The organism is Flavobacterium sp. P1_E4, from assembly GCF_056405915.1.
The window spans coordinates 100558-113157 of record NZ_JBFUBE010000005.1; the positions used below are offsets into that span (position 1 = coordinate 100558).

Below are 12600 nucleotides of genomic sequence, written 5' to 3' on the forward strand. Positions count from 1 at the left end.
ACAAAAAAAAGGGGAATTTATTTTCCCTTTTTTTTGTTAGTATGATTCATAATTTACATTTGAATTATCGTTTTTTTTTAGTGTTTGTCAAAAGTGCTAAAATACATATACCAATTCCATTCCCAGTTTTCACCTTTATCTTCCGAAAAGGCTTGACTCCAAATTGGATTTTCTTTGTTTCTGACGTCCCAACGAAATACAACCACTATTTTCTTTCCGTTAAAAGTGTCTTTTGTAAAAAAATGCGCTATGTTATTTTCAAAAGAACCGATAACACCAGGCTGTAATATACCTTCGTTTGAGTCAGCCCAATAAATTGTCCAAAGCTTTTTTTTTGGATTAAAAAGCCTCACAGTCATTCCCTCAAAAGGTTCATCACCAAATGTGGCAAGATAATTGTCAATATTTCCAATACCATTCAGTATGCAATACATTTCCTGGGTTGATTCAAACTCAGTCCATTCCGTACAATTGTTTAATCGTGATTTTAGCTTTCGGTTTTTGAGTTTCCATTTACCCTGAAAAAAGTCAAAATCATGTTTGGATGAAGTTGATGAAGCTACAATTACTAAATTTCCACTTTCATCAAATTTTACTTTAGGGATTTCTATTGTGTCCTTGTTCTGTATCATTTTGTTTTTTTATCGAGTAAGTTGTGGAAAATATCATTTTTAAGATTGCTAAAATTATGAAAAATATTCGCAAAAGCTTAGAATCACTATTTATTATAAGTTCTTGAAACAAAGAAATGTCTTAGTATTACTAAAACCGTTATAACCGCGTAAAGGATAGAAGCAAGCTACCGAAGTAGCGCGAATAGCCTGACCGCCAATAGGAAAAAGGGCGTATAAGCGGTACTCTTGGTTGGCCCTTTTTTCTAGTGGGGGTTACGCCCAAATAACAAAATGTATTACTTAAAAAAGACATCATAGGCAAAACGTAACAGTGTGCCTACAACGACTACTAAAAAGAAGATTCGGATGAATTTATTTCCGCGATTAATGGCGAGTTTAGCACCCATCCACCCTCCTATTGCGTTGCTGGCTGCCATGGGTAAGGCGATGGCCCAAATGATTTTACCTTTGAGCATAAATAAACAAATAGAACCAAAATTGGTCGCAAGATTAACCATTTTTGCATTGGCAGAGGCATGCAAGAAGTCAAATCCCATTATTGCGATAAAAGCAACAACCAAGAAGCTTCCCGTGCCAGGACCTATAAATCCATCGTAAAATCCTACTACAAAACTGATTCCTACGGCATTCAGAATTTGAGTTCTTGGGGAAATGTCTCTGACTTGATGTTGCCCGAAATTTTTCTTTGCATAAGTGTAAATTGCTAATAATGATAGGACTACTAATAATAAAGGTTTCATGAAATCATTGCTCACATAGGTCAATAATGTCGATCCCAAAAAGGCAGAAGGAAAAGCCAACAGCATCATGGTAATTAGGATTTTCCAATTGATAGAGACCCTTTTTAAGTATTGGTAAGCAGCAAATGAGGTACCACTAAAGGCTGGAACTTTTAAGGATCCTATCACGGTAGAAACAGGAAGATTAGGCAATAATACCAATCCCATTGGTGTTTGGATAAGTCCACCACCACCTACTATGGCGTCAATGAATCCTGCAAAAAAGGCTGCTAAGCAAAGTAATACGATGATGTAGCTTTCCATATAATTTAATTTCTATTCGGAATATTTTTTTTCGAAAAGGCGCTAAGATGCTAAGAGAACAATTTTAAACTTTGCGACTTTGCGATAGATCGCAAAAATACCAATCCACTTTATATTATTGCGGAAAATTTGACATTGATTTAGTTTCAAAAACATTATTTTTGCATTTTTAAAACGAAAATAAAATGGATTTATCGAAATTGCTAGAATTACTGAGCTATACCTTGCCTGCTATTATCACTGGAATGGTAGCTTATTACTTTTTTAATTTGCACACCAAAAATGAGGAAGGAAGACGTCGTTATTTATTGATGAAAGAGGGACAAAAGAACTCTATGCCTTTGCGTTTGCAAGCATACGAGCGTATGACTTTGTTTTTGGAACGCATTAGTCTTACTAATTTATTGATTAGAATTTCTCCGATTTCGACGGATAAAAATGATTACAGCAATTTTGTCATTGCACAAATCGAACAAGAATTTGAACACAATTTGGCACAACAAATCTATATGACTGATGAGTGTTGGACAATTATCGCTACTGCAAAGAATGCTACGATTCAGATGATTCGCAAAGCAGCTTTGAGTACTACAGTAAATAATGCGGATCAGTTGAGAGAAGCTTTATTTAATGATTTATTGGAAAAACAAACACCAAGCAATGCAGCTTTGGGGTATATCAAAAAGGAAGTAAGTCAGATGTGGTAGTCTTTTGAGTTGCTAAGTTACTAAGTTTCTGAGTTTGTATGGTTCTTTGATGAAAATCTTAGAGTCTTGACAACTTAGAAATTTAGTCTCTTATTTATTATCACTCATAATTTCACTTTTATTTTGAGCATATTTGAAGCCGAGTTGCCACCATTTTTTCATTTTATTTTGATTAAAAATGAGTGCATTGTTGGTTAGTTTTGTTGGGGTGTAGTATAAATTGAGTTTTACGTTTTTGTTTTTGGCTGCAAGTTTTCCGTTCGATAAATCGAGTTTTCCTACTTGATCCAACGTGAATAGGAACAAATCGATTAGTAAAGAAAAAGGATTTTTTCCTAATATGGTTTTGGAAATTTTGATTTCGGTTTCCAGAATAATAACGTCAATCTCTGTCGCTCCCCTATTAATCGCCTCGGCAATGGGAATCAAACTCGAAAATCCACCGTCACCATACTCACAACCATTTTTTTTAACCAAACTCATAAAGGGAAGATAATTGCTCGAAATCCAAATCCAATCGCAAAATTCCTCGTAGCTACAGTCTTTTATGGACTTGTATTCGGGTTCGTTTTTGGAAATATTGGTAACGGTGACCACCACATCAACAGGCAATGATTTTAGATATTCAAATTCGGAAAACGAAAGATTGGTTTTGATGAATTTTTGAAGGTTTCTGCTTTCACCAAAAGTTCGTTTTCCTCTCAAAAATTGTCGAATGACGTTAAAATGGTTGATCGTTACGTAATTTATTCTGTTTTTCTTTTTGATAATAAACGGATTGATATCAAATATCTGATCCATATTGACATTGGTGTAAATCCGATGAAGCTTATCGATATTTCCCAAAGCCAAATGCGGAATCAGTAAACTTCCCGTTGATGTTCCCACAAATAAGTCATAGTGATGCCCTTTGTTTTGCAACAAATACTGTGCAACGCCGCCTGCAAATGCGCCTTTACTACCTCCACCAGATATGACTAATGCTCGCATGATTTTAGATTTTTGATTGCTGATTAACGATTTTTGATTTATTTACATCTGAATTTTTAGATCAAAAATCCAAAATCTTTATTCTTTAAGTAATCTATTCAATTGAAATTGTTCTTTTTCGTTCAAACTAGGTAATATAGTTTGGAAAGTAGTTCTGATTTCAGGATTTTTTAATAAAACCCTAATGTTTTCTCTTCCAAATTTAGAAAATTGCCACGTATGATGTGTGGTGGCATTAACTAAATTCTTCAAAACGGCCTCGTTGATAACGTCAAAATTAATTAGGTATTCTAAAGCGTTTTGTCGTGTTGTGGCTTCATAATTTGTAGAAGAATAATTAACTAATTCCTTAAGATACGTTTCTTTGTTGGTTGTGTATTCTTGTGTTGAAATAGCCAATGACAACCACAAAATACGCAGATTGAAATCATTAAAACCTACCCAGTTTTTGGTTTTTTCTAAATAATCTGCTCTTTTATTTGCGAAGCTATTCCATAAATAATATAATGCAAATTCTTGGGTTTGATAGGATYTGTCATCCAGCAATGTTTCATAATCAGTTCTGAATTCTTCAGGTATCTTTTGAAGAGTGCTTGCGACAGCTTGGCGAACTTGGACATTTTGGGTTTGCAAGGCCAATCGTAATAACTGTTTTTTATCTTCAAATTTCTCTTTCATCAGTTGCCCAACTATAGATGCTTTTACAGAAGAATATACGTCAGATTGCAGTGTTTTTTCGAAAAAAGCATATTTCTCTGCCAATGGTTTGTTTCTGAGTTTGGCAACTTCGAGCTGTACTTGCATCGATTTATTTTTGGCTAATAAACCATTCGCAATTTCGCTGTTAAATGCAGATGATTCCAACCATACTTTACTGAAATTTACCAAATCATAATTTGACACTTTCCTGATTTCGTCGAAGAAATTTTGTGTCGTCACATTTTGGTATGCATATTTCTTTAGGTAATTTTTTACTGCTTTTTTAAACGCTTTCTCCCCTATTCCTTCTCTTAAAACATGTAATGCCCAAGCGCCTTTTTGGTAAAATGATAACGAACTGGCTTTGGCATTCAACACTGGAATGGTATCGGTTTTGGAGGCCTGTTTTAGTTGCATTGAAGATTCGTATAATTTGGAATAAAAATAATCCTCCCCATAAATTTCCTTTTCGGCGAGCAAAGCGTAATAAGTTGCAAATCCTTCCTGTAGCCAATGATCTTTTCCGCTTTGGGCCGTAATCAAATCGCCAAACCATTGATGTGCTAGCTCGTGAGCATTAACATTGGTGTAATTTCGGTCTTCAAAGCCAACGTCATCGACCAGATAACGGGTCATGAATAGTGTTGTACTTGTATTTTCCATACCAGCATACAAAAACTCAGAAACCGGAACTTGCCTGTAAATTTCCCAAGGGTACTTCACTCCTATTTCTTTTTCCAAATAGTCAAATATTTCTTTGGAATAGCGATACGTTGGTTCTTGTTTGGCAGCATCTTTTGGACTAATATACATTTCCAATGGAATTCCTGATTTTGATTTTTGTGTGCTTTTGTCAAATTTCCCGATTGCAAGTACCAATAAATAGGAACTCATCGGTTTCTTCATTTCGTAATTCCAATGGGTAGCATCTTGTTCTGTTGTTTTGTTCTTTAAAACACCGTTGGATAACACTTGGTATTTGGAATTAAAAACAATATTCATGTTGAAAATCACTTTTTCATTGACATCATCAAAGCTCGGAAACCAATTACTGGTATATTTTCCTTGTCCTTGTGTCCAAATCTGCAGGTTGTCCGCATCTTCAGAACCCACAAAATATAGTGTTTGTTTGGGTTTGGCTTCGTATGAAAACTGAACTGAATTTTCACCTTTTTGGAATGGATAAATCAAAAGTAATTCTTTTCCATTGGTAGTAAATGGTATGTGTTTGCCTTTCAGTACCACTTCGGTAAACGTCATATTTTGTGCATCGATTTTGATAGTATCAATGGCTTTCAACACTTCAAACGTATAGGTAACATCGCCACTAATGCTTTTATTGTTTGGATTAATGGTGATATGACCATTAACGGTTTTGAAATCAACCGATTTGGTTTGTTGTGCGAATGCAAATGTGGATAGAAACAGGAAAAAATACTTCATTAAAATTGAATTTGTCGCTAAGTTATCCAAAGTTACAAAGGTTTAACCAACAAATCGTACTAAATTTGTATCTCAAACCCGAATAAACTAATACAAAACCATTGAAAAAGAAAGCCCTATTTAATTGGAGCAGCGGTAAAGATTCTGCCTTGGCACTTTACAAAATTCTGCAAAATGATGAATACGAAATTAACTGTTTGTTAACCAGTGTAAATCAGCAATTTCAGCGTATTTCAATGCATGGTGTTCGGGTAGAATTATTGGAACAACAAGCCCAAAGCATTGGATTACCACTCGAAATTATGCAAATTCCAGAAATGCCAACGATGGAAGTGTACGAAGCGGTTATGCAAACGACACTATCTAAATTAAAGGAACAAGGTGTCACTCATTCTATTTTTGGAGATATTTTTTTAGAGGATTTACGAAAATACAGGGAAGATAAATTGGCCGAAATAGGTTTTGAAGGTGTGTTCCCGCTTTGGAAAATCCCCACTCTTGATTTGATTCAGGAATTCATATCATTAGGTTTCAAGACGATTGTAGTTTGTGTTAATGAACGATTTTTGGACAAAAGCTTTGTGGGACGTGTCATTGATCAGGATTTTATCAATGATTTACCCGAAAATGTTGATGTATGTGGCGAAAACGGAGAATTTCATACGTTTACTTTTGATGGACCAATTTTCAGTAAACCAATTTCATTTGAAGTTGGTGAAGTGGTTTATCGTAAATATGAAAAACCAAAAGAGGAAGATTCATCTGATACAGCTTGTGATACTTCCGCTTCGGATGCATTTGACTACGGATTTTGGTATTGTGATCTGCTTTCAAAATAAGTATATAAAAAAGCTCCGTAATTTAAGTATTACGGAGCTTTTAGGTTTATTTAAAATAAATGCTCTAGTCTAGCTTTGGCAAATTGAAATTATCAAAAAGACTTTTTTCAGCCATGAGTACTTCAATTTCACTTGATTTTCTAGGGGCTTCAGCAGATAAATTTACAGGAGCATTATCTGTTACTAATATGTCGTCTTCGATTCGTACTGCAATTCCCCACCATTTTTTATCACAATCACTTCCATTTGGAATATAAATTCCAGGTTCTACAGTTAGTACCATATCTTTCTCGAATGTATTGTACATACCAGGATCATGCACATCCAGTCCAATATGATGTGAAGTTCCGTGAGGGAAATATTTTCTAGATTCTTCAGCTGTTTTTATGATTCCTAATTTCATTAAACCATTCGTAATAATATCACGGGCAGCTTTATCTGGGGCAGTAAAGCTATTTCCAATTTTAACTGTTACAATACCTGCTTCTTGAGCCTCATAAACCAAATCATAAATTATTTTTTGCTCAGGAGAAAATTTACCGTTGGCAGGAATTGTTCGGGTTACATCGGCAGTATATCCATGGTATTCAGCTCCTAAGTCCATTAGAACCAAATCATTTTCGACTTTCATTTTGCTGTTTTCAATATAATGCAAAACACAACCGTTATTTCCAGCGCCAACGATGGAAGGATATCCTTCGTACTCGCTACCATACTTTTTATAGACAAATTCATGAATTCCTTGAATCTCTGCTTCAGACATTCCTGGATGCATTGCTTTCATTGTTTCGCGTTGTCCCATTGCTGAAATACGAACTGCTTTGGTTAATAAAACCATTTCTTCTTTAGACTTAACTTCTCGCAAACTTGCCATATAAGTAGTGATAGCTTTGGTGTCTATATTCGCTTTTTTGGCGGCAATAGTTTTGGTTGTATTGATTTCATTCGAAATATTAGAATCGGTTTTGATTTCTGTTTTTGTATAGTAGCCAATTTGCCCTTTAAATGAACCGACTAATTTATACAAATCTGCCTCTTCTTTCTTGGAGTCGCGATAATCATCTTTGAAATCCGTAAAAAATACGTTGCTGAAGCTATAAAAATCAATACCAGAGTTTAAAAATTCTTTTCCATTAAGAGCATTCTCAAAACCTAAACTTTTTTTGGCTCCATCGACCCCCAAGCGAACGCCAGTCCATTGTTCTGCTCTTGCATTTTTTTCTTGAACATAAAGCAACTCATTATATGTTTTACCATCTTTATTGGTTTGATTATCCGAAAAAATCACCAAAACACAATTTGGCTCTTTATATCCAGTCAAATAATAAAAATTTGGATCCTGATGATATATAAAATCGACATCATTAGCTCTATTTCGCACAGCATTCCCAAAAAATACAGCTACACTATTCTTTGGCATTTTTTTGCGTAAAGCTTCTCTTCGCTCCTTGTGAAATTTAGCCGATAAATAATCATTAGGATTACCATTCTGAGCTATTGTTGAACAAATCATAGTCAGAATGAGAATAATAGAAAGTTTAAATTTCATTTGGTTTTGGTTTAATGATAAGTAGTCGCTTTGTTTTGGCAAAATAGAAAGTAAATATAAATATTTTTTGCATTTAGCATATTTTTTCTTGCCAAGTAATTTTAAAAAAGGGAATTAGATTATGAATTTTGGAGCAGAAACATTTGGCTTTTTTGTGAATATCGTCCCGCTTTCCGTTGCAAACGAAGTTCACGGAACTCCGATTAAAATTAATGTGTAGTGAAGTAATCTCCCGAAGAAAAATCGGGAGGATTTCCACTTTAATCGGGGCTAAAGAGTTAACATTCTGTCTTTTTTGCCATCATTAAAAAAAAAGAAAAATAAAAACAACCGAGCTCAAGATATTAATAAAAAAAAAGAACAATAAAGTAAAAATACTTTAGAGTTCTCTTTTCCAAAAATTGCAATAATTGAAATTAACCAAACATCAAATTATTAACAATGCGGGTAAACAATCCTAATTAATCTACCTTTTGGTAATCTAATCCAGGACCATCACAATTTCTCCAGGTACTAGACAAAGTAGTAGACGCTGAAAAATAAAGTTCTTCTTTTAGATTCCCATAACAGCTTCCTATAAGTTCGCTGTCTTTGGGATATGTTAATTCTAAATACAATACATCAGAATTATTTTGAGTAGTATATGTACCCGAAACTGTTGTTTTGACTGTGTTTCGGGTTCTAGATTTTATAAATGTTCCGTCACTGTTGAACGAATAGGATTCTTGCCAATCCATTGCAGTTCCTGTGGTTACAGAATTAATCATAGATCCAGACATTTTTACTAATGTCCATTTTCCATGATAATCGGATGTAGTTGTGGTTTCTTCTTTGTCTTTTGTACAAGAAGAAAAAACAGAAAGGAAAACAACAATAAGAGCAAGACTTTTCATCTTTAAGTTTTAGAGTTACTTAATAAGATGCTTTAAATTGCAAAAGGTTGCGTCAAATTATAATTATTTTAAAAAAAAGAGAAATTTTATCTTTCTTCATACATTTTTAGCAACTGTGTAACGGTATTCCAATTACGAATGGTTGCGGTTACATTCAGTTTTTTCTCGATATATTTTTGGTCAAATCTTGTTTTTCCTGCTCCTACAGAATATTTTATGTAGATTCTGCTTTCGTCGATATTTGCTTCATCAGGTTTTACCTGACTCATTTTTAAATCGTTGATACTGTCGCTTCGCAAGGCTATGGAAACGAAAGCGACATATAATTTTTTAGTATCAACTTCCTTCTCTTTCAAAAAAGGATTGTTTTTGAAACAGTTTTCTAAATCAGTTTTACCAATAACAACGATAGGAACTTCATGTCCAAAAGCCTTGAAGATTTCCTGTTTGATTTTGAAACCAACTGATGCCGCATTTTCCTCGTCAGTATTCACAAAAACATTTCCAGATTGAATATACGTTTGAACATTTTGAAAACCTATAGCTTCTAAAGTTGTTTTCAAAGCGTCCATTTTTATCATATTGTGACCGGAAACATTGATGCCACGGAGGAGTGCTAGATGAGTTGTCATTTTTTATTTTTTATAATTGTAAAAGATTGTGTCTATTGATGGAAAATAAGTATTTACTAAATTTTCACCTTTACGACTACTTTTTTTACTTTCGAAATTTGTCCAGCTTTGACGCATGGTCTATGAAGATCCTCCGGAAAAAATATAGTAAACATTCCTTCCTCCACTCTAATCATTGAAGTTTTTCCATTATAGAAAGTATAATCTTTTTCTAAGTCTTCTTCAATAGAAACCTGATCAGTTAACGGAGTAAATCCCATTAACTCAACACCCTTAATAACATACTGAATATCGATGTATTTATGGTGTCCTTCGAGAATGCAATCTTTCTCTTCTTTGGTGTCATATTCTTGTACAATGGCAAAAACATCATCATTATCGATTTGGTGTTTCCCTGATTCTATTGTGACTAAATCTGTTTCAGTAATAAATTCAAATCCTTTAGCCAATCTTTTGGCAAGCTTACTGTATAGTCTGTAATTTTCAATTTTATCGATAACCATTTTATGTTTTTTTTAATTTGATTTCAAAGGTATTGTGAATTATAAGAATTTCCTAAATAATCCCATTTCCAAATTTCCAAACAAAAAACTATCTTCGCTTTTTGAAAAGATAAAAGAAAATAGAATAAAGAGGAAAGACTCTAAAATTCTAAAATCTGTAATCTAAAATCTGCAATGTGAAATTAAATGTCTAATAACCTCCTAGAAACTCCCATAGAATATCTCAAAGGCGTTGGTCCCAATCGGGGCGCGTTATTGCGTAAGGAGTTGGGGATTTTTAAATATGGAGATTTAGTCAATTTTTTTCCAAATCGATATATTGATCGAACTCGTTATTATAAGATAAATGAGTTGCAAAACAATATTGCCGAAGTACAGATTATTGGTAAAATCATCAATATAAAAACAGTTGAATTTGGTCGTAACCAAAAACGTTTGGTTGCCACATTTGTTGACGATACGGGACAGATGGATCTCAACTGGTTTCAAGGACATAAATGGATTAAAGAGAGTTTGAAACTCAACGAAGTCATTGTGATTTTTGGAAAATGCACACAATACGGTAGCCAATACAGTATGGCTCATCCTGAAATTGAATTGTTGAGTGAGCACGAGAAAAGTCTACGTTCCGCAATGCAGCCCGTTTATCCTTCAACTGAAACATTGACCAATCGCGGAATAACGAATCGTGTTGTGAACAAAATGATGCAACAATTGTTTCTCGAAACTCAAGCTTTATTCAGCGAAACCTTGCCGTCATATTTGACAAACGAACTCAAGCTGATTCCAAAAAATGCTGCTTTATTCAACATTCATTTTCCTAAAAGTGCAGAAATTTTGGCGAAAGCCCAATTCCGATTAAAATTTGAGGAATTGTTCTTCATTCAACTGCAATTGATTACGAAAAATTTGATTCGGAAGCATAAAATAAAAGGTCATCCTTTTTCAATAGTTGGAGAGTTTTTTAATGAGTTTTTTCAAAACCATTTGCCGTTTGAATTAACAAATGCTCAAAAAAGGGTAATCAAGGAAATAAGAACCGACATGGGCAGCAATGCTCAAATGAACCGATTACTACAAGGTGACGTAGGATCTGGGAAAACCATTGTGGCTTTTATGAGTATGCTATTGGCCTTGGATAATGGTTACCAAGCCTGTTTGATGGCACCAACTGAGATTTTGGCTAATCAACATTTTATTGGGTTGTCACAATTGGCTGCTTCATTAAATATAAACATAAAAATCCTGACGGGTTCTACCAAAATCGCTGCTAGAAGAATCATTCACGAAGAACTAGAAAATGGCACCTTGCAAATATTAATTGGTACCCATGCTTTATTAGAGGACAAAGTAAAATTCCAAAATTTAGGTTTGGCGGTTATTGATGAGCAACATCGTTTTGGAGTCGAACAGCGTTCCAAACTGTGGAAGAAAAACACCGTTCCGCCCCATATTTTGGTGATGACGGCCACCCCTATTCCCCGGACTTTGGCGATGAGTTTATATGGAGATTTAGATATCTCCGTTATTGACGAGTTACCTCCTGGCAGAAAACCAATTCAAACCGTGCATCGTTTTGATTCCAATCGATTGAAAGTTTGGAAATTCATTCGGGACGAAATTGCGTTAGGACGCCAGATTTATATCGTTTATCCGCTGATTCAGGAGTCCGAAAAAATGGATTACAAGGATTTAATGGATGGTTATGAAAGTATTTCTCGCGATTTTCCATTACCACAGTATTCTGTTTCAATTCTTCACGGGAAAATGAAACCTGCCGACAAAGATGAAGAAATGAAACGCTTTGCTGAAGGTAAAACCAATATTATGGTTGCCACAACCGTAATCGAAGTTGGTGTAAATGTTCCTAATGCGAGTGTGATGATTATAGAAAGTGCCGAGCGTTTTGGATTATCACAACTGCATCAGTTGCGTGGTCGTGTTGGTCGTGGTGCAGATCAGAGCTATTGTATTTTGATGACTTCTTTCAAATTATCCAGTGACAGCAAAACCCGTATGGAAACGATGGTGAGCACCAATGATGGTTTCGAGATTGCCGAAGTCGATTTGAAACTTCGTGGGCCCGGTGATTTGATGGGAACTCAACAAAGTGGTGTGTTAAACCTTCAAATTGCCGATATTGTTCGGGACAGAGATATTTTAATGTTGGCACGAAACTACGCCATCAAAATTCTAAAGGATGATGCTCCTATGCAAAAACCTGAAAACGCTATCCTAAAAGCAGTTTTTATAGAATTGACAAAAAAGAAAAATATCTGGAATTATATTAGTTAAGTTACTAAGGTTCTGAGATGCTAAGATTTTAAGTTTTTTTTGGGATGACTGAAAAAAAGCAAAAATCTTTCCCTTTAGCGCCGATTACAGTGAAAATCATTATGTGCCGGTGTTCGGCATATAATATTGTAATGGAAAGCGGGTTCCATACTTACTAAAATACCCCATCTTTCTGCTCCAAAATTATAATTCAATTTCTAATTTTAAACTGGTATTCGGCTAATTATTTATTAAGGATAAAATTGGACTATTTGAATCTTAAAAAAACAGATTAACAAAGACTTAGAATCTTAGCATCTCAGTAGCTTAGAAACTTCCTCTTCCAATTAAACCTTTCTATTTTTTATCAGTCTAATTTTTTCAGTCAAATAT

The 12600-nt window shown here is 34.5% G+C and carries 11 protein-coding genes; 3 read left to right on the top strand and 8 right to left on the bottom strand.

What is annotated here, in order from left to right; translation table 11 throughout:
- Positions 1-77: 77 nt before the first annotated feature.
- Both AC1DY0_RS06990 and AC1DY0_RS06995 read right to left on the bottom strand, forming a co-directional pair.
- Positions 78-632: a hypothetical protein gene (locus AC1DY0_RS06990; RefSeq protein WP_477187921.1), complete on the bottom strand. Its 555-nt coding sequence runs from the start codon at positions 630-632 to the stop codon at positions 78-80.
- A gap of 278 nt (positions 633-910) precedes the next feature.
- Positions 911-1678 carry a sulfite exporter TauE/SafE family protein gene (locus tag AC1DY0_RS06995; protein ID WP_477187922.1) on the bottom strand — a complete coding sequence of 256 codons (768 nt, stop codon included), beginning with the start codon at positions 1676-1678 and terminating at the stop codon, positions 911-913.
- A gap of 185 nt (positions 1679-1863) precedes the next feature.
- Here AC1DY0_RS06995 and AC1DY0_RS07000 point away from each other — a divergent pair, with 185 nt between their 5' ends.
- Complete coding sequence (locus AC1DY0_RS07000; RefSeq protein WP_477187923.1) at positions 1864-2385, top strand: DUF7935 family protein; 522 nt, start codon at positions 1864-1866, stop codon at positions 2383-2385.
- Between the two features lie 90 nt (positions 2386-2475).
- Here the strand turns inward: AC1DY0_RS07000 and AC1DY0_RS07005 are convergent, their stop codons facing one another.
- Positions 2476-3375, bottom strand: a complete 900-nt coding sequence (locus AC1DY0_RS07005) for a patatin-like phospholipase family protein (RefSeq protein WP_477187924.1) — start codon at positions 3373-3375, stop codon at positions 2476-2478.
- A 78-nt stretch (positions 3376-3453) separates the two neighbouring features.
- Positions 3454-5517, bottom strand: coding sequence for a M1 family metallopeptidase (locus tag AC1DY0_RS07010; RefSeq protein WP_477187925.1), 2064 nt, complete (start codon positions 5515-5517; stop codon positions 3454-3456).
- 101 nt (positions 5518-5618) lie between these two features.
- On the opposite strand from AC1DY0_RS07010, the gene AC1DY0_RS07015 reads away from it, so the two are divergent.
- Complete coding sequence (locus AC1DY0_RS07015) at positions 5619-6356, top strand: Dph6-related ATP pyrophosphatase (protein WP_477187926.1); 738 nt, start codon at positions 5619-5621, stop codon at positions 6354-6356.
- Positions 6357-6420: 64 nt separating this feature from the next.
- Here the strand turns inward: AC1DY0_RS07015 and AC1DY0_RS07020 are convergent, their stop codons facing one another.
- From AC1DY0_RS07020 to AC1DY0_RS07035, 4 genes are all read right to left on the bottom strand, one after another.
- Entirely contained in the window at positions 6421-7905 is a 1485-nt protein-coding gene (locus tag AC1DY0_RS07020) for an aminopeptidase P N-terminal domain-containing protein (protein ID WP_477187927.1), read from the bottom strand.
- 461 nt (positions 7906-8366) lie between these two features.
- Positions 8367-8798 carry a hypothetical protein gene (locus AC1DY0_RS07025; protein ID WP_477187928.1) on the bottom strand — a complete coding sequence of 144 codons (432 nt, stop codon included), beginning with the start codon at positions 8796-8798 and terminating at the stop codon, positions 8367-8369.
- An 86-nt stretch (positions 8799-8884) separates the two neighbouring features.
- A complete protein-coding gene (locus tag AC1DY0_RS07030) occupies positions 8885-9430 on the bottom strand; it encodes a DUF1697 domain-containing protein (protein WP_477187929.1) in 546 nt (181 codons plus the stop codon).
- Between the two features lie 56 nt (positions 9431-9486).
- Positions 9487-9933, bottom strand: a complete 447-nt coding sequence (locus AC1DY0_RS07035; RefSeq protein WP_477187930.1) for a NanQ anomerase/TabA/YiaL family protein — start codon at positions 9931-9933, stop codon at positions 9487-9489.
- 186 nt (positions 9934-10119) lie between these two features.
- Between AC1DY0_RS07035 and recG the strand changes: the two genes are divergently transcribed.
- Positions 10120-12228, top strand: a complete 2109-nt coding sequence (gene recG / locus AC1DY0_RS07040) for an ATP-dependent DNA helicase RecG (protein WP_477187931.1) — start codon at positions 10120-10122, stop codon at positions 12226-12228.
- Positions 12229-12600 lie beyond the last annotated feature (372 nt).